Source organism: Micromonospora sp. CP22 (assembly GCF_009712475.1).
GTDB lineage: Bacteria > Actinomycetota > Actinomycetes > Mycobacteriales > Micromonosporaceae > Micromonospora.
Genome location: NZ_VCJO01000016.1, coordinates 24887 through 42454, shown reverse-complemented (window position 1 = coordinate 42454; position 17568 = coordinate 24887). Strand labels below are relative to the sequence as shown.

General features: G+C 70.9%; 16 protein-coding genes and 1 pseudogene. 12 read left to right on the top strand and 5 right to left on the bottom strand.

Annotation, left to right across the window (positions count from 1 at the left end; genetic code table 11):
• The first annotated feature begins 145 nt into the window (after positions 1-145).
• Positions 146-2362: a hypothetical protein gene (locus FF096_RS21540; RefSeq protein WP_155221320.1), complete on the top strand. Its 2217-nt coding sequence runs from the start codon at positions 146-148 to the stop codon at positions 2360-2362.
• Here FF096_RS21540 and FF096_RS21535 read toward each other — a convergent pair.
• Positions 2346-2924, bottom strand: a complete 579-nt coding sequence (locus FF096_RS21535) for a nucleosidase (RefSeq protein ID WP_155221318.1) — start codon at positions 2922-2924, stop codon at positions 2346-2348. The genes FF096_RS21540 and FF096_RS21535 overlap by 17 nt on opposite strands.
• Before the next feature lie 83 nt (positions 2925-3007).
• Here FF096_RS21535 and FF096_RS21530 point away from each other — a divergent pair, with 83 nt between their 5' ends.
• Positions 3008-4078, top strand: coding sequence for an NYN domain-containing protein (locus FF096_RS21530; RefSeq protein ID WP_309223722.1), 1071 nt, complete (start codon positions 3008-3010; stop codon positions 4076-4078).
• 23 nt (positions 4079-4101) lie between these two features.
• On the opposite strand, the gene FF096_RS21525 is transcribed toward FF096_RS21530, so the two are convergent.
• Positions 4102-4869, bottom strand: a complete 768-nt coding sequence (locus tag FF096_RS21525; RefSeq protein ID WP_155221316.1) for an ABC transporter permease — start codon at positions 4867-4869, stop codon at positions 4102-4104.
• Positions 4866-5606: an ABC transporter ATP-binding protein gene (locus FF096_RS21520; RefSeq protein ID WP_155221314.1), complete on the bottom strand. Its 741-nt coding sequence runs from the start codon at positions 5604-5606 to the stop codon at positions 4866-4868. The genes FF096_RS21525 and FF096_RS21520 overlap by 4 nt, the downstream gene beginning before the upstream one ends.
• Positions 5607-5716: 110 nt before the next feature.
• Here FF096_RS21520 and FF096_RS21515 point away from each other — a divergent pair, with 110 nt between their 5' ends.
• The gene (locus tag FF096_RS21515) at positions 5717-6820 is read left to right on the top strand and encodes a histidine kinase (protein WP_309223721.1); all 1104 of its coding nucleotides are present in this window, start codon (positions 5717-5719) and stop codon (positions 6818-6820) included.
• Positions 6817-7461, top strand: a complete 645-nt coding sequence (locus FF096_RS21510) for a response regulator transcription factor (RefSeq protein WP_155221312.1) — start codon at positions 6817-6819, stop codon at positions 7459-7461. The genes FF096_RS21515 and FF096_RS21510 overlap by 4 nt, the downstream gene beginning before the upstream one ends.
• Positions 7462-7884: 423 nt before the next feature.
• Here FF096_RS21510 and FF096_RS21505 read toward each other — a convergent pair.
• Positions 7885-9273 (bottom strand): annotated as a pseudogene (locus FF096_RS21505) (LVIVD repeat-containing protein); the annotation flags it as partial.
• Between the two features lie 227 nt (positions 9274-9500).
• Between FF096_RS21505 and FF096_RS21500 the strand changes: the two are divergent.
• The 7 genes from FF096_RS21500 to FF096_RS21470 all read left to right on the top strand — a co-directional run bounded on the left by FF096_RS21500 (position 9501) and on the right by FF096_RS21470 (position 14587).
• A complete protein-coding gene (locus tag FF096_RS21500) occupies positions 9501-10229 on the top strand; it encodes a DUF305 domain-containing protein (RefSeq protein ID WP_155221308.1) in 729 nt (242 codons plus the stop codon).
• 342 nt (positions 10230-10571) lie between these two features.
• On the top strand, positions 10572-11378 hold the full coding sequence (locus FF096_RS21495) for a cellulose binding domain-containing protein (protein ID WP_155221306.1): 807 nt from the start codon (positions 10572-10574) through the stop codon (positions 11376-11378).
• A 72-nt stretch (positions 11379-11450) separates the two neighbouring features.
• Positions 11451-12089, top strand: coding sequence for a transporter (locus FF096_RS21490; RefSeq protein ID WP_309223720.1), 639 nt, complete (start codon positions 11451-11453; stop codon positions 12087-12089).
• Positions 12086-12397, top strand: a complete 312-nt coding sequence (locus FF096_RS21485; protein ID WP_309223719.1) for a transcriptional regulator — start codon at positions 12086-12088, stop codon at positions 12395-12397. The genes FF096_RS21490 and FF096_RS21485 overlap by 4 nt, the downstream gene beginning before the upstream one ends.
• Entirely contained in the window at positions 12394-13293 is a 900-nt protein-coding gene (locus tag FF096_RS21480; RefSeq protein WP_155221302.1) for an ABC transporter ATP-binding protein, read from the top strand. The genes FF096_RS21485 and FF096_RS21480 overlap by 4 nt, the downstream gene beginning before the upstream one ends.
• 10 nt (positions 13294-13303) lie before the next feature.
• Positions 13304-14041, top strand: a complete 738-nt coding sequence (locus FF096_RS21475) for an ABC transporter permease (RefSeq protein ID WP_309223718.1) — start codon at positions 13304-13306, stop codon at positions 14039-14041.
• A 54-nt stretch (positions 14042-14095) separates the two neighbouring features.
• On the top strand, positions 14096-14587 hold the full coding sequence (locus FF096_RS21470; protein WP_155221300.1) for a molybdenum cofactor biosysynthesis protein: 492 nt from the start codon (positions 14096-14098) through the stop codon (positions 14585-14587).
• Positions 14588-14657: 70 nt separating this feature from the next.
• Here FF096_RS21470 and FF096_RS21465 read toward each other — a convergent pair whose 3' ends face one another.
• Positions 14658-16751 carry a glycoside hydrolase gene (locus tag FF096_RS21465; RefSeq protein WP_155221298.1) on the bottom strand — a complete coding sequence of 698 codons (2094 nt, stop codon included), beginning with the start codon at positions 16749-16751 and terminating at the stop codon, positions 14658-14660.
• Positions 16752-16953: 202 nt separating this feature from the next.
• Here FF096_RS21465 and FF096_RS21460 point away from each other — a divergent pair, with 202 nt between their 5' ends.
• Positions 16954-17559 (top strand): DUF998 domain-containing protein, encoded by a 606-nt coding sequence (locus FF096_RS21460; RefSeq protein WP_309223717.1) that lies wholly within the window; start codon positions 16954-16956, stop codon positions 17557-17559.
• Positions 17560-17568: the final 9 nt, after the last annotated feature.

The window sequence follows — 17568 nt, the reverse complement described above, 5'->3', positions numbered from 1 at the left end:
CGCCAACGCACTGTCGGGGGTCCGGTGCGGCGGGCTAGATTCCGCTGTGTCCATCACCCCTCGCGCGACCGGTGCCAGCCGAAGGCCGGCGGGTTCGGCCACCCCCGGACCGCGACACTCCAGATCGGAGCATCGGCTGCGTCAGGTGGCGTTGCTGCTGGCGCGTACCGCCTCGGCCCGGTTGTGCTGGTGGCGGCTGATCGGGAGACCGTGGCAGCGGGTCGACGGGCCGTCCCCGCCGTACGTGGCCCTGGCGCGTCGCCGTCGCCGCTGGTGGCAGCAGCTCGGGGCGGTGCTCGGCTGGCCGGTGGCCGGTCTGGCCGCGCTGGCCGGGGGCGGGTGGCTGGCCCACCGCATCGTCGACGTGCTGGTCGACGCGTCGAAGCGGGAGGCCGCGCACGACCTGCTCGACCGGTCGGGCGCCCAGGTCGTGGCGGACCTCGGCGGCACCGGGCCGCTGGGTCGGCTCCTGCCGGTGCTGCTGGTGACGGCGGTGTTGGCGGCGGTCGGCACGGTACGCACCGTGGCGCGACGGGAGATGCGCCAGCCGACGGAGTCGGTTCCGCCGCGTACGCTGTTGCGCCGTCATCGCACCTCGACGCTGCTGACCGTCGCCCCCTGGGCGCTCGGGGTGGCGGCGTTCGGTGCGGTCAGCGGCTACCTCGGTTACCGGGTGCTACCCCGCACCGCACCGCAGTGGCAGGCGGTCGGCGTCACGTTGGAAGAGCCCCGGCTGACCCCCGCGCAGTGGTGGACGTCGACCGTCGCGGCGGTGGCGGTCATCGCCCTCGGCGTCGGACTGCGTACCCACTGGGGACGTTTCGTGGTGGTACGGGCCGGTCTCGTGCTGGCGCGTCGGTTGCCGTGGCGGACCATCGGTTTCCTCGACGACGCGGTAACCTCCGGCGAGCTGCGCGTGGTCGGCGGCGGGTACCAGTTCCGCGACCCGGACCGGGTACGTGCGCTGCTGCGCGGCGACGTCGACCAGGCCGACCTCCGGTCGATGCCGATCGTCGAACTGGCCGCCCGTCGACAGTTGGCCGCGGCCGACCTCGCCTGGCGGCAGGAGGTCGCTCTCGGTGCTGCCGGCGCCCGGATCGGCTGGGCCCGACACCGCGCGGAGTGGGCGGAACTGAGCGCCGGACGGCACCGGTCGCCCATGCCACGTTGGGTCTACCGGAGCACGTCGAGCGCGTTTGCCTGGGCGTCGGCCGTCGAGGCGGCCGAGCCCGGCGTGTGGTCGGCGCTGGCCGGCTGGTGCGACCAGGTGGCGCGGACCGGCCGCCGTTGGCGGCTGTCGCGGGCGGTGATCAGCCCCACCGTGGCGCAGGTGGCTCGGTTCGCCTGGCTGGAGGCGGCGATCCGGGGAGAGCCGGGCGCGTTGGCCGCGCTCGGTGACCTGGTGCGGCGCCGAGACGGCGACGAGCCGCCGGTGGAGTCCTTCACCGGGCTGGCCCACCTGCTCGGTGCCGATCTGGCCCGGCACCTCGACGCAGGCGACGCGACCCGGCGTCGCTGGCTGGACTGGCGTCGGCCGTTGGGCCTGTCCGCGCGGTTCGGGATCACGCTGCAGGCGTGGGCCGTCGCGATCGACACGGGCGAACCGGCGAGCCGCTCGGGTGCCGCCGTCGCCCTGATCGACCTGGCCGAGACCGGCAAGGGGCGGGGCCTCTCCGACCGGCTACTCCGGCTGCTGCTCTTTCACACGGCCGTGCAGGTGCGGATCGCGGCGGTCACCGCCGACGAACCCGACGCGGCGGCCGGTCTCGCCGAGACGGTCCGGCGTTGGCGGCACACCCGGCACCGGTGGTTCGGTGGCCGGCTGAGCCGGTGGCTGCTGCTGTTACCGGCCGAGGCGCTGCTCGCCCGTGGGGCACCGGAGGGTGCCCCGTCGACCCGGCGACCGCCCGCCCCCGAGCGGTTCGCCGAGCAGAGCCTTCGGGCCCTGGACACCGCCGCCGCCGAGGGACCTGTGGTGACGTGCGGCCGGGTGTTCGGGGCGCTGATCCGCAGCGACGTCTACGCCGACTGGGCCCGGATCTGGCCCTACGATCCACGGAGTTCCCGCCTGGTCGAGGCGGTGGACACCGACGTGCCGGACGCCGGGGACGCGCCGACACCTCAGCGCTGGCGCGCCACCCCGGTCACCCCGGCCCTGGCCGACGCGCTCGGCTGGGCCGACGCCGTGGCCACCCGCAACGGGATGGACCGGGTTCCTCCCGGGCTGCTGGCCTTGGCGCTGGTGCGGGACCCGCGCAGCGGTGCCGCCCGGTGCCTGACGGCGGTGCAGGGCGTCACCCGCGAGCAGGTGATGTCCCGCATCCGGCAGGATCTCCTGCGCGCCGTCACGCTGCAGGAGTGAGGTTGTCCCGAACCCAGCCGGCGAGCAGGCGGGCGCAGCCGTCCACCGACTCCTTCCAGGTGCGGTCGGCTCCCGCTCCGGCTTCGTCGCTGACCTGCTTCACCACCCGCACAGGTACGCCGAACGCGCGCGCCGTCGACGCCACCGCGTACCCCTCCATGTCCACCAGGTGGGCGCGGCGGCCCAGTGCCGCACGGGCCTCGTCGTCGGCGATGAAGCGGTCACCGGTGGCCAGCGTCGGGCCGTCGCCCAGGGCCAGCGGCGCGCCCACGCTCTGGCCGGTGAGCCGGCGGATGAACTCGGTGTCCAGGTCGTGCTGCAGGACGCTGCCGACCTCGTGGGTGCCGGTCAGCCCCGCGTGCAGGGCGCCTGCGGTGCCGAGGTTGACCAGGACTGACGGCAGCGGGTGGCGGGCCAGTGTGGCCGCGACCGCGGCGGCGGAGTTGACCTTGCCCATCCCGGTCAGCAGCACCGGCAGATCCGCGTCGAGATACGCGGCCTCCTCGGCGATGGCCAGGACGAGCAGCGGACGGTCCGGGCTGATCGTTCCGCGAAGATCCATCGGGCGATGGTAGCCGCTGTCCGCGACGGGCCGGTGCCGCCGGCATCGGCGCGGAGCAGGGCGCATCGACGTACCCTGCCAGGGTGGAGCATGAAGACCGGATCGCCCTGTTTCTGGACTACGAGAACCTGGCGTTGGGGGTGCGCGACCACCACGGCGGGGCGATGTTCGACTTCCGGCCGATCGCCGACGCGTTGGCCGAGCGGGGACGGGTGGTGGTGCGTCGGGCGTACGCCGACTGGTCGTACTTCGACGAGGACCGTCGGATGCTGACCCGCTCGCACGTCGAGTTGATCGAGATCCCGCAGCGGATGGGTGCCACGCGGAAGAACGCCGCCGACATCAAGATGGCCGTCGACGCCATCGAGTTGGCCTTCGAGCGCGGCTACATCTCCACCTTCGTCCTCTGCACCGGTGACAGCGACTTCACTCCGCTGGTGCACAAGCTCCGCGAACTCAACAAGCAGGTGATCGGTGTGGGGGTCGAGAAATCCACCTCGGCTCTGCTGCCACCGGCGTGCGACGAGTTCCTCTACTACGACCGGTTGGAGGGCGTCGACATCCTGCCGACACGCGGACGACGGTCCCGTCCGGCCCGGCTGCCCGAACCGGAACCGCAGCCCGTCGAGCCGGAGGAGAGCGAGGCGTCGGCGGGCGAGGAGCCGGCCCGGGACGCCGACGCGCTGGCCGTCCTCGTCGCGCAGACCGTCGCGGGTCTGCAGGGCGGCTCCGGTGGGGCGGTGACCGCGTCGCGGTTGAAGCGGACCCTGCTGCGCAAGGATCCGACCTTCAGCGAGTCCGACTACGGATTCCGCACCTTCGGCGAACTGCTCCGCCATCTCGCCGAACGACGGCTGATCGAGTTGGCGGAGGGTCCCGCCAAGGGTGACCCGGAGGTCTCCCTGCCGGAACACGGTGACCGGGAGACGGCTTTCGTGCTGCTCAACTCGGTGGTGCGTGATCTCGGCGGCGAGAACGGAGAGGTGGCCCTGTCCGGTCTGAAGAACCAGCTCCGACGGGTGCGGCCGGACTTCAGCGAGAAGAAGCTGGGCTACCGAGGTTTCCTCCAGTTCTGCAAGGCCGCCGCCACGGAGGGGGCGGTGGGGCTGCGGTGGAGCGCCGAGGCGGACGACTACCTACTCACCGCTTCCTGACCGACCGGGGCGCGGCGGGCCGGTCACTCCCAGCGGAACAGCGCGCTGGCGACCACGGCTCCGCTGACGACCGTCGCGCCGAGGCCGACCAGGTTGGTCGCCGACACCGAGGTGCCGGCCCACACGGCCGACATGGCCTCGACGGCCGCGCCGAACGGTAGCCAGCCGCCGACCTCGGCGAGCGGCTCGGGCAGGGCGTCGCGGCCACCGAACATGCCGCCGAGGGCGCCGAGCACGAAGAAGGCGACCAGGCCGATGGCGACGGCGGAGTTGGGCGTGGGTGCCACCGCCGCGACGATCATGCCGGTGGCGTACATCGCCGCCATCGCCAGGGCGATCACCGCGACCGCCGGGCCGGGGTCGGTGGGCAGGCCGGCGTCGAAGACCAGGACCGCGACGACCAGGGCCACCGCGATGCCGACCAGCGACTGGAGGACGCTGACGACGGCCTGGGCGGCGAGGACCATGACCGGGGACGCCGGGGTGACCCCGAGCCGACGGAGGATGCCGGAGCGCCGGTAGTAGGAGAGGAAGCTCGGCATGTTGACGATGCCCACGATCGCGATGACCATCGTGAACACCAGCGGCAGGACGTAGAGGTCCAGCGCGTTGCGCCCGTTGTCGACGATCGCCTGGCTCGCGGAGGAGGCGCTGGTCAACAGGATCAGCAACGGCAGACAGAGCGGGACCACCAGCCCGGCCGTGTCCCGGACGACCATCCGCGCCTCGCACCCGATGAGCGTGAGCAGCGAGCGGAGTCCGGGCCGGTGGGCTTCGGCGAGCGTACTCATGCGGATTCCTCCTCCAGTGGCCTGCCGGTGAGCGCGACGAACGCGTCGTCGAGGGTGGCGGTGCCGGCGCGGGTGATGAGATCCGCCGGGGTGCCAAGCGCGACGACCCGACCAGCGTCGAGCACCGCCACCCGGTCGCAGAGCCGCTCGACCTCCTCCATGGTGTGGCTGACGAGCAGCACGCTGACCCCGTCGGAGGTGAGTCGTTCGACAGTGCCCCACACCCGCCGCCGGGCCTTCGGGTCGAGCCCGGTGGTCAGCTCGTCGAGGATCACCACCCGGGGGCGGCCGGCGATGGCGAGGGCGATGGAGAGCCGCTGCTGCTGGCCGCCGGAGAGCTTGTCGAACAGCGTCCGGCGGTGGTCGGTCAGCTCGACCATGTCCAGCAGTTCGTCGGTGGGGCGAGGGTCGGGGTAGAAGCTCCGGTAGAGATCGACAAGTTCGGTGACCCGCAACGAGTGATGCAGGTGGGCCTGCTGCAGCTGCACGCCCAGGACCTGCCGCAGCCGCGCCCGGTCCCGGCGCGGATCGAGGCCGAGCACGCGTACCCGCCCCCGATCGGGTACGCGTAGCCCGGCGATCATCTCGACCGTCGTCGTCTTACCGGCGCCGTTGGCACCGACCACGCCGACCGCCTCGCCGACCTCGACCCGCAGGCTCACGTCGACGACCGCCCTGGTGCGGCGGTAACTCTTGGCGAGGTGCTCGGCGAGGATCGCCGGTTCGGCGCTGGTCATACCTCGACGCTACGGACGGTCCCGATCCGTGTCGGGTCCCGAAAGTCATCACCTGCGGGCATTACTTTCGGCACCGGCGGCCCGGTCTCGGCCCGACCTAGAGTGGGATCGTGCGACGCGTCGGAACGGAGGAGTGGTCCGGCCTCGCGATGCTCGTGGTGGCTGTCGCCGTTGCCGCTCCGGGCCTCTTCGGTGCCGTCGAGACCGCCGTTCCGCAGGGCCTGTGGATCGCGATCTTCGTCGGCTACCTGGTCGCCACCTTCGTCGCGGTGGCCACCTGGATGGCCCGTCCGACGCGGTACGCGGCGTTGGCCGCGGCCGTCGTCACCGCCTGGGTCCTGCTGCTGTCGGCGTCCGGCCAGGGACTGTTGCCGGTGCTGCTGGTGCTCACCGCCGCGGTGAGTGTGTACGTGGTGCCGGTACGGGTGGGGTTGCTGGTCGTGGCGGGCAACACCCTGGTGATCGCCCTCGCTGCCGCGTCGAGCATGCGCGGCGTCGTCGACAGCGCCATCACGCTGGGTTTCTACCTGCTCATTCAGGTGGCGACCCTGCTCAGTTCGGTCACCCTGCTGCGCGAGCAGCGGATGCGCCGCGAGCTGGCCGAGGCGCACGTCGAGTTGCAGGCCGCCAGCGTCCTGCTCTCGGAGTCGGCCGCCACCGCGGAACGGCTGCGCATCTCCCGTGAACTGCACGACCTGATCGGGCACCAGCTGACCGTGCTGGCCCTGGAGTTGGAGACCGCCCGTCATCTGGAGGGGCCGGCCGTCCGTACCCACCTCGAGCGGGCCAACCGGGTCGCCCGGGACCTGCTCGGCGACGTGCGGTCCACGGTTGGTCGGCTGCGGACCGAGAGCCCCGATCTTGAGCAGGCGCTGCGTCGGGTGACACAGGATCTGCCCGGACTGGAGGTGACCATCGACGTGGCTGCGGGAGTCAGGATCGACGAGGAGCACAGTGCGGCGTTCGTCCGGGCCACGCAGGAGATCGTCACGAACACCATCCGGCACGCGGACGCGCGTACCCTGCGGATCTCGGTGACCGGCGACGAGCGGGAGACCGTCCTGGACGCCCGCGACGACGGTCGGGGAGCGCCACGGCCCGCCCTCGGCAACGGGCTGCGCGGCCTGGGTGAGCGTTTCGCCGCTCTCGGTGGTGACCTTGCCGTCGACGGCAGCGACGGGTTCCGGGTGACCGTCCGGGTGCCGGCGCGATGATCCGGGTGGTGGTGGTCGACGACCAGACGCTCATCCGGCAGGGCATCCGGGGGTTGCTGGAGGTCGCCGGGATCGACGTGGTCGGCGAGGCCGACGACGGCCGGGCCGCGTTGCCGGTCATCGTGCGTACCTCACCCGACGTGATCCTGCTCGACCTGCGGATGCCCCAGTTCGACGGCATCTGGACGCTGGAGCGGCTACGCGCGGAGAACGTCGACATCCCGGTGCTGGTGCTGACCACGTTCGACGACGACGAACTCGTCCTCGCCGCGCTGCGCGCGGGTGCCCGCGGCTATCTGTTGAAGGACGTCACGCTGGAGCAGCTCACCCGGGCGATCCGGACGCTCGCCGACGGCGGCACGCTGATCGCGCCGTCGATCACCGATCGGATGCTGCGGGCGATCCGGTCCGGGCCGTCTCCGGCCGGTCCGCAGGCGACACCGGTGCAGAGCCTGACCGAACGTGAACAGGAGGTGCTGCGGCTCGTGGCGCGGGGCTACAGCAATCGGGAGATCGCCGAGGTGCTGTTCCTCGCCGAGGGGACCGTCAAGAACCACGTCTCCACGATCCTCACCAAGCTCGGCGCTCGGGATCGCACCAACGCGGTGCTCCGTGCGCTGCACGAGGGAATCCTGGGATGACCGTCCGGCATCCGGCGTCGGGCGGACGGTGGGGGCGAGGGCACGGTTGCGGCGCCGTGGACCACCCGCCGCGTGACAGGGCTCCGGCCCGGCGGATCGTCCCGCCGGGCCGGAGCTGGTGTGGTGCGACGCGGGCGCGGGTCAGCTCGTCCGCACCGAACCGTTGACCTTGCTGTCGCGGATGGTGGCGCCGATGGCGTCCACCGAGCCGTTCACCCGGCTCTCCACGATGGAGACCACGGAGGCGTTCACCGCGTGGATCGAACCGTTCAGGGTCGAGTTGAACACGATCAGCCCGGCACCCGGGTTGACCTTGATGGCTCCGTTCTGGGTCACCCCGTCCATGCAGGTGATCCCGTCCTTGATGGTCATGCTGCCGTTGTGACGTCCGGTGAGGACCGTGGTGCAGGCCGGGTAGCTCGGCTGCGTCTGCACGTTCAGCTCGCTGAAGGCCACCGCGCGGGCGTTGTTGGTACGCGGGTCGTCCAGCTTGAGGACGTCGAAGCCCTTCTGGATGTCGTTGGAGTAGATGTATCCGTTGTGGTAGTAGGTCGACCACGCCCCACCGAGGATGCGGCGGGTGTCCGACAGCGGCCCGCGCTCCCAGAAGGCGATCTCGACCGGGTTGGCCGAGTCGGTGAAGTCGATGACCGAGACGCCGCCCTGGTACCAGGCCTGGACCATGATGTCGCGGCCCATCGCCGGGATCAGCGACCCGTTGTGCGCCACGCAGTTCTCCAGGTCGGTGTTCTCCCGGGGGATCTTGAAGTAGCTCCGGAAGACCAGCTCGCGGTCGGCGCCGCTGCCGACGATGTCGTAGATGGCGTTGGCACCCTGGTTGGCCCGGTAGCTGCTGGTGCAGATCGCGCCGCTGCCGCCGCCGAGTTCGTCGGTGAAGATCACCTTGGTGCCGGCGTTGTTGAACGTGGCCGAGTGCCAGAACGCGAAGTTGGTGTCCCGCACCTGGCTGATGATCACCGGGTTCTCCCGGTCGGAGATGTCCATCAGCACGCCGTCACCCATGCAGGCACCGGCGGCCAGGTCCAGCTCGGGGTAGGTGGTGATGTCGTGGCAGCCGCTGGTGCTGGTGTTGCCGGAGGTGCCGGGGAAGAGCACCGGGGTGGCCACCACCGAGGCGCTGGTCGGGTTGTCCAGCGGCACCTTGATGATCGAGATCTTGTCGTGCGGCGGCTTGCAGTAGAACGCGCTGCTCGACGGGCTGTACGACTGCACGTAGACGTAGACGCTCTGGTCGTCCTTGCTCGGCACCAGGGTGAGGGTGTGCGAACCGCAGTCGGTGCGGACCGACTTGATGTAGCGCGGGTTCGCCTTGTCGCTGATGTCGAAGATCCGGACGCCCTCCCAGGAACTCTCCTGGGCCACCGAACCACTGCTGCTGTCGCACGAGTCGTCACTGCGCGGCGAGTCGACCGCGAGGAACAACAGGTTGCCGAAGACCGAGGGGTCGCCCTGCGCGCCGACGCAGACGACCTGGCTGACCACCTGCGGCGAGGTGGGGTCGCTGATGTCGAAGACGTTGAAACCGTTGTAGTTGCCGGCGAAGACGTAGTCGCCCTGGAACGCCAGGTCCGAGTTGTACGCGCTCTCGCTGGCGAACCCGCCGAACTTCGGGATGTTGGCGACCTGCTGGAGGTTGGGGGAGCTGACGATCTCGTCGATCCCCGGGATGGTGTTCGCGGTGGACTCGGCACCGCTCGCCGGCGCGGCGGCCACACCGGCGACGAGAAGGGCAGCGGTAGCGGCCAGGCTGATGGCCAGCCTTCGGCTCCCTCGTGGGGTTGGATCGGACATGTAGGACACCCTTCGTCGAGGATCAGCAGGGGTAGCGGGACGATAACGCCGTCGGGGCAAGGGCATCGATGTGCTGGTGGTCACGGTTCAGCAACACGACCGGCGCCGGTGGGGTGCAAAACTGTCGCAGCTGGGGTCAATTGATCCTTTCGCCGGGCCGTACCCTCCCGTCGCAGGTCGGCCCGCGCTAACATCCCGCCAACCTCGACCAACGGCGGGAGGCACGTGTGCTGGGGGTACGGATCCGGGAGCGTCTCGCACGTTCGCGCAGGCTGGTGCTGATCGAGATGGCGGTGTTGGCCGTCCTGGCCGTCGGGGTGGCACTGGTGCTCTGGTGGCCGCAGAGCGAGCCCGAGCCGGCGACCACGTCGAGCACCCCCGCGCCGATCGAACTTCCCGGCCTGCCGGACGCCACCGCGCCGGTGCTGATGCCCGGACGCCCCGGCGAGCCGGCGAAGTCGCTGCCGGCGAACGAGATGTCGGCGATGCCGCGCCCGCCGCACAACAACGCCGACGTCCGCTTCGTCACCATGATGATTCCGCACCACGAGCAGGCGCTGGTGATGGCCCGGTTGGTGGCGGACCGGGGCGAGAACCCCCAGCTGAAGATCATTGCGGAACGGATCCTGGCCGCCCAGGGTCCGGAGATCAAGGTGTTGGAGGCGTGGCTTGCCGACCGGGGTCTGGACCGTGACTCCGGTGGCGATCATCGGCACCGCATGTCCGGCATGCAGTCGGCGGAGGCGCTGAACCGACTCACCGCCGCCCGGGGGGCCGAGTTCGACCGGATGTTCGTCGCCATGATGACCGACCATCACCAGGGCGCGATCGACATGGGCAAGGAGGCACTGACGCTCGGTTCCGACATCACCGTGAACGAACTGGCCAGCAGTGTGGTGGTGGAGCAGAGCGTCGAGATCAACCGGATGCGTCAGGCGTTGGCGGAGGGGACCTGACGCCCGGCTGAGCGTCGAACGACGTCGCACCGACAACTGGCGTTGTCGGTGCGGTGCGCCACCCGCTCGCGGGCGTACGCAGGCATCGACTGTTGTATCGATCAACGTCGACTGAAAGACTCGACCTCGGGCTGAGCCCACCGCACCAGGGAGCCGGTGCGGTCACGCGGCGGTGTGGGCATACCGCGCGTGTCACGGTCCGGGCAGCCCTGTCCCCGTGTGCCGCCGCCGACGTCCGCCGTCGACACCTGGCAGTCGTCCCAACGCGGTGCCCGACCCTCGGACCGGCCAAGGAGCCGGCGCGTCGTCGCCCCCGGCCGGTCACCGTTCTTGGAGGTAACGATGCTCCGCACGTTCGGTGTGGCGCTGACCGTCGCGACCCTGACCGCTGGCGCCCTGGTCACCGCGGCCGCTGCCGCCGACTCCCCGGCCGCCCCGCCCCTGGCACCCCTGTGGACCCCGATCCCGAGCCCGCCTTCGTCGCCGAGCCTGACCCCGTCCCCGACCCCGCCCAATATCTCGTCGCCGTCACCGACGGTGGCCTGCCCGCCGGCGCTGCCGATCAGTGGCCAGGTCTCCGACGTCACCGCCACCACCATCACCATCAGCTACTCCCTGATCTTCAACGGCCCGCCCTGCGGTTACGACCTGCCGATAACCGTCCACTTCTTCACCAGCCGCGACGACGCGGAGAAGTGGCGGGACCCGGCGGCCGAGACGGTCACCGGAATGGAGCGCTACGGGAAGGTCACGGTGGACGGACTGACCCCGGACACCGAGTACTGGTTCCGGTTCAGTGACGTCGAGGATCGGCGCGATCCGTACATCGGGGGGCCGGTGCGGACGCAATCGTCGACCGGCTGCGAGGCGACCGCCGCGATCGACGCCAGTTGGGCCACCGGCTTCGTCGCCACGGTCACCGTACGCAACACCGGCAGCGAGCCGCTCGACGGCTGGCAGGTCCGGTGGCGCTGGTCGGGCGACCAGCAGGTCCAGACGGTCTGGGGTGGCGTGCTCGACGGCGCGGGCCCTGACGTGACGGTACGCAACGCACCGTACAACGGCACCGTGGCACCGGACGGCACCACCACGTTCGGGCTGCTCGTGGTCGGCGTGGTGCCCACCGGGATCGCAATGACCTGCGGCTGACGGACGCACGGCGTCGGGTCCCCGGGTGGGGCGCTGCCGGCACGCTTGACTTTATGCCATAAAGTAGTTTGCGTGAACACCGACGATGACCTGCCACCCGAGGACCCGGCTGCCGCCCTGCGACTGATCGACGAGCAGCGGGCGACCGCCGCCCGCCAGTTCGAGCCCGACCCCCGTGCCTACTACTGGCCCTGGGGGCTGGCCTGGCTGATCGGCTTCGGGCTGCACTTCCTCTACTACTCGCCGGGTGACACGCCCCTGGTCGGGATGCCCTCGTGGCTGCCACTGACCACATTGTTCGTGCTGCTGACCGCCGCCGGTGCCGTCACCGCGGTGGCCGGCGTACGGGCGCACGGACAGGTGACCGGGGAGTCCGCCCGGCGTGGCGCCTGGTACGGCTGGTCCTGGGGGCTGGGCTTCCTGACCATCTTCGTGCTCGCCGGTCGGGTGTCCGACAGCCTCCCGCCGGACCTCATCGGCCTGCTCTGGTCAGCCCTCGCGGTGGGTCTGACCGGCATCCTGCACATGGCCGGCGGCGCGATCTGGATGGAGCGCCCGCTGTTCCTGCTCGGCGTCTGGATCACCGCGGTCAACGTGCTCGGCACCATCGCCGGCCCCGGCTGGCACGCGCTGGTCGTGTCGGTGGCCGGCGGTGGCGGGATGCTCCTGGCCGGCCTGCTCGGCTGGCTCCGCCGGAGGGGTCAAGCGTGACCGAACTCGATCCGGTAATCCACGCCCAGGCACGGTTGAGAGTGGTCGCCTCGCTCTCCGCTCTGCCCGAATGTGATCAGGTGACCTTCCCTCGTCTCCAGGAGGTCCTCGGGATGACCGCCGGAAACCTCTCGGTGCACCTGCGGCGACTGGAGGAAGCCGGGTACGTCGCCGTCACCAAGACCCACCGGGGACGTACCCCGGTCACCCTGATCGCCCTCACCCGCCGGGGCCGCCTGGCCTTCGAGGAGTACACGGAAGCGATCCGCTCGCTGCTCGCACCCGCCGACGTCAAGGAGACACCATGATCCTCGCCAGGGCCGAGCAGGCCACCCGACGCTACGGTGACGTACTGGCCCTCGACCAGGTCGACCTGGACGTGCCGGCCGGGGAACTGGTCGGCCTCCTCGGGCCGAACGGGGCCGGCAAGAGCACCCTGCTCAACCTGCTCATCGGTCTGCGTCGGCCGACCGGCGGCCGGGTGCTGCTGTTCGGCGGTGATCCCCGCGACCCCGCGCGTCGCCGACAGGTCGGGGTCACCCCGCAGGAGACCGGGTTGCCCGGCACGCTGCGCGTCGGCGAGGTGGTCGACTTCGTCGGGGCGCACTTTCCCGACCCCGTCCCACGGGCCGAGCTGCTCGACCGGTTCGGCCTGGCGGACCTGGCCCGGCGGCAGACCGGAGGGCTGTCCGGAGGGCAGCGGCGGCGGCTGGCGGTGGCGCTGGCCTTCGTCGGTCGGCCGCGACTGGTCCTGCTCGACGAACCGACCACCGGCCTCGACGTCGAGGCCCGGCGCACGCTGTGGGACGCGATCCGGGACTTCCACGCCGACGGCGGCACGGTCCTGCTCACCAGCCACTACCTGGAGGAGGTCGAGGCGCTGGCGCAGCGGGTGGTGGTCATCGGGCAGGGTCGGGTGCTCGCCGACGACACCGTCTCCGCCATCCGCGGAGTGGTCGACCTGCGTCGGGTCAGCCTGACCACCGACGACCTGCCGACACTGCCGCACGTGGTGCGGGTGGAGCGGGACCGGGACCGGGTCCACCTGCTCACCGGCGACGCCGACCAACTGGTCCGTGACCTGGTCACCGCCGGGGTGGCCTTCCGCGACCTGGAGGTCCGCCCCACCTCGCTGGAGGAGGCCTTCCTCACCATCACCGCCGACAGTCGGCCGGCGGACGCCGACGTACCGACCCCCGCCTGAGGAGATCACCGTGCAGTACGCCCTGGCCCATGCCCGTTACCAACTGCTGGAGATCGTCCGGACGCCGGTGGCCGTCTTCGGCAGCGCCTTCTTCCCCGCCGCCGCGATGCTCTTCTTCGTGGTGCCGGCGGTCGGCGACAACGCCGTCGGCGCCACCTACGCCACCGCCGCCATGGTCACCTTCGCGGTGCTCAGCGCCAACGTCTTCCAGTACGGCATCGGCGTCGCCGAGGACCGCGCCCAGCCGTGGGATCCGTACCTGCGCACCCTTCCGGTGGGACCGACGCCCCGATTCGTCGGCCGGGTGCTGGCGGGCCTGTGTCTCACCTACCTGTCGCTGCTGCCGGTGGTGCTCATCGCGGCGCTGCTCACCGAGGCGCGTACCACCGTGGCGGGGTTCGCGCTCGCCGCCGCCGCCGTCGCCGTGGTGTCCGTACCGTTCACGCTGATGGGGCTGGCCATCGGGTACGCGCTGCCGAGCAAGGCGGCTATCGTCGTCGCCCAGCTGGTGTTCTTCCCGCTGGCCGTCGGCGGTGGTCTGCTCAGCGCACCGGGACAGGCCCCCGCCTTCATCGAGACGATCGCGCCGTTCCTGCCCACGCGGGGTGCCGTGGAGCTGATGTGGACGGCGGTCGGCGACTTCCGGCCCGAGCCGACCTCGATGGTCATGCTCGGGGTGTGGATCGTCGCGTTGGCGGGACTCGCCGGTTGGGCGTACCGCCGCGACGAGGGACGCCGCTTCTCCTGACCGGGTTCGGGCGGCAAGGCCGCGCGTCGGCGCGGGGCGTCATACAGTCGGGGCATGCCGGAGATCGTCCAGTTGCTGGCCTCGCCCGTGCACCGGTTCGTGGGCCGGCCGGCGGACGGGCCGGAACCGGCGCCCGCCGGTGAGCTGGTGAACGAGATCCAGGTCCGGGCGGAGCTGGGCATCGTCGGCGACCGGTACTTCGGCAAGGCCGCGCACCGTCAGGCGAGCGTCACCGTCATCGCGGCCGAGTCGCTGCCGCCGGGGATCGGCCTGGCCGAGGTCCGCCGCAACATCCTGACCAGCGGCGTCGGCGTGGACGACCTGGTCGGCGCGACGCTGGTGCTCGACTCGGGCGAGGGACCGGTGCGGCTGCGGGTGAACCGGCCGGCACCCCCGTGCGCCTGGATGGACGTGACCGTCGGCCCCGGTGCCTGGCGCGGCCTGCGCGGCAGAGGCGGTGTTCGCTGCACCCCGTTGACCGACGGCATCCTGCGGGTCGGTCCGGTCGAGGTGACGATCGAGGACGCCGGGGGAGCACAGGGCTGAACCACTCCGCGTGGCGGCTCTCGGCGTCCGGCCACGGGATGGGCGATGACCGGTGCGTCCGGCGGCACGGTCAGTCGCTGAACTCGGCGCGGTCCACGGTGAAGAGGGTGCCGGTGCCGCCGGTGAACACCAGGTAGAGGTCGTGGATTCCGTTCGCCGCCGGTGGGCTGGTGTCGACCCAGGTCGTCGCGGTCACCCAGTCGCTGCCATCTCCCGACGGTACGGTCATCGAGCCGACCAGCGGTCCGCTCGGGCTGCCGATCCGGGCCTCGATGACTCCGCCGCCCTGCGCGGCGACGGTGACGTGCAGGCGCAGCTGGCCCTTCTGCTCCGGGAAGCCCGCCGCCGAGCCGTCCGCGAAGTTGACGTTCGCCCAGCGGAGGTGGCTGCCATCGCGTACGCCCGTGACGACCTTGCCGTGCTCGGGCGTCGTGACCACCCGCAGCCCGGCGGACTGCCCGTCGTTCTCCTCGGCGAGGTAGGTGGAGAACACGTCCTTGCGGTCGGGGAGCGCGGGCAGCTCGGACCACGTCGGTACGAACGTCGTGACGCTGCGGCCACGGAGTTCGGTGCTGAACGACCCGCCGTGCGTGCGGACCTCGGCCAGCTTCTTCATGTTCTCGTTCGCCGACGTGCGGTACGGCACCACCGACGAGCGCGGGCCCTTGCCGGTGGCGACGTGGGAGACGCAGTCGCCCTGGTTGCGGAACGTCGGGTTGACGAAGTGGGCCCATCCGCCCTTCTTGCAGTCCTGCTTGGTCTCCGGTGGCAGCGGGAAACCGCCGGTGAGGTCGACGGTGAGCGGGACGTCGTCCGGGTTGTTGTTGACCACGACGATGGTGAAGTCGTGGCTCGTCGCGTCCTTGTACGCGGTGACCGTCACCCCGGGCGACGGTGTGCTGGTGGCATCGATCATCACGTCGCCCGGGTCGAGGAACCGGCTGTACTGGCCGAACGTGTAGTACCGCTTGAAGATGCGGTACTGGCCGTTCTCGGTCGGGTTGCCGCTCTGCGGGGTGCCGGTGTTGACCAGGCGGATCAGATCCGAGCCGTCCGCGCCGTTGTTCGCCACCGGCCACCACCAGAAGTAGCCGCTCAGCCGGGTCTCGTCGAACAGGTTGCCGATGAGAGTCGCGTAGCGCAGGCCGTCGCTGATGGTGTTGTTGACGAACAGCCGGTCACGCGGTGAGCCCTGGTTCATGTACTCGGTCTGCCAGATGGTCTTGCCCAACGTGTGCGAGGTGGTGAACGCGGTGGGCGCGGCCCGGGTGGCGTCGTCGATCAGCCCGGCGTAACCGTGTGCCGCGACGACGTCGACGTACCGGTTCGCCGCCGGTTCGCCGATCGCGGGCAGCGCGTACCCCTCGTGGAAGCCGACGCCCTCGCCGAGGACGATCTTCGCGGTGACGCCCCGGCGCTCGAAGGTGGGACCGAGGTGGTCGCGTACCAGCACGCGCAGTTCCTCGGCCGTCCACTGGCAACTGGAGTACCCGGTGCTGATGTCGGGTTCGTTGGTCGGCGAGATGTGCGTGATCCTGATGCCGAACTCGCGTTCGTAGCCGAGCACGTACTCCGCGAGGTAGTCCGCGAACGCCTGGTACATGTCGGGCCGGAGCTTGTTCGGCGGGCCGGAAGGGCCGGAGGAGATCACACTGTTGTTCTGCTTCATCCATGCCGGTGGGCTCCACACGCTGGCGAGGATCGTCTTGACGCCACGCGCCTGTGCCTGCCGCATCAACCAGATCTGGTACGCGTCGAAGTCGGCCTTGCGCTGCGCCCAGTCGGGTTGGTCCCACACGAAGACGCCCGGCTCCGGGGCGATCGTCTGCGTCGGGCCGTCGTAGAGTTGGTCGCCCCAGACGCCCCCGTCGCCCACCATGACACGGACGATGTCCAGCCCGATGCCGGTCTTGTCGTCGAAGATCATGTCGAGCATCTGCGAGGTGAGCGGCTCGCCCAACCGCTGGATCCCGCCCGCCTTGTGGAACGCGAAGGACCCACCGAAGCCGTCGATCGTCTGTCGCTCGGCGCTCCAGTCGACCACTGCGGTGGGTGGTTCGGTGGGCTGGTGCGCGGTGCCGACCACGGCCGTCGAGGTCACCAGGCTCCCCACCGCGACCAGGGCTGTGGCCAGCCGGATCGTCCACCTCGTCCGCCGTCGCATCAACGCCCCCGATGATCAATCGACATAAGTGAATCAAGGCTAGGGGTTCGCCAGCCGACGGGCAAGGTGCGTCGCCTCCCACGGCAGCATCCGGGCGGCGGTGTCACACCGGACCTCATGACGATCGGCACTGCCCGGGACGGCGGCTGACGCGATGTACTGAGGCCGCCGGAAAGCCCAGCAGACCGCAGGAGGGATTCTGGTGACCCTCTGGACAGGTGCCGCCGGTGCGGTGCTGTTCGTGCTGGTGTTCCTCATCGACGGTGGGAGCCGAAAGCACTACTCGTCGGTGCGTCACCCGATCAGCGCCCTGGCGCTGGGCCGGCGAGGCTGGATCCAGACGACGAACTTCCTCGTCTCGGGTGCTGCGATAACCGTGGGGGCGGTCGGGACGGTCGCCGACGGGCCGAGTGTTCTGCTCGGTGGGGTCCTGGCCGTGTTCGGGCTCGGCCTCGTCGCCTCCGGGGTGTTCCGGATGGACCCGATGCTCGGCTACCCGCCGGGCGCTCCACCCGGGATACCCGAGGAGAGCAGCGTCGGGCACCGAGTCCACGACTTCGCCGGGGCCGTCGTCTTCCTGGCTCTGCCCCTCGCTGCGGCGATCGCGACGTTCACGCTGCCCGGGACGTGGTGGCGGACCGGCTCGGCCAGTGTCGCCGTCGCCCTCTTCGTCGGAATCGGTTGGTTCGGCAGGGCGTGGGAGGAGACGTCACCGCACCTCGGCCTCATTCAGCGCGCCGTCGTCATCACCGGATGGGCCTGGCTCACCGCCTTCTTCACGGCGCAGGCGCTCGGCCTGAGCGGGTAGCTGCGCGCC

Coding starts and splice junctions, on each gene's coding strand:
- FF096_RS21535 (WP_155221318.1), bottom strand. CDS start 2,924: ATGGATCTTCGCGGAACGATCAGCCCGGACCGTCCGCTGCTCGTCCTG.
- FF096_RS21480 (WP_155221302.1), top strand. CDS start 12,394: ATGATCCTCGCCAGGGCCGAGCAGGCCACCCGACGCTACGGTGACGTA.
- FF096_RS21470 (WP_155221300.1), top strand. CDS start 14,096: ATGCCGGAGATCGTCCAGTTGCTGGCCTCGCCCGTGCACCGGTTCGTG.
- FF096_RS21525 (WP_155221316.1), bottom strand. CDS start 4,869: ATGAGTACGCTCGCCGAAGCCCACCGGCCCGGACTCCGCTCGCTGCTC.
- FF096_RS21465 (WP_155221298.1), bottom strand. CDS start 16,751: ATGCGACGGCGGACGAGGTGGACGATCCGGCTGGCCACAGCCCTGGTC.
- FF096_RS21510 (WP_155221312.1), top strand. CDS start 6,817: ATGATCCGGGTGGTGGTGGTCGACGACCAGACGCTCATCCGGCAGGGC.
- FF096_RS21495 (WP_155221306.1), top strand. CDS start 10,572: ATGCTCCGCACGTTCGGTGTGGCGCTGACCGTCGCGACCCTGACCGCT.
- FF096_RS21520 (WP_155221314.1), bottom strand. CDS start 5,606: ATGACCAGCGCCGAACCGGCGATCCTCGCCGAGCACCTCGCCAAGAGT.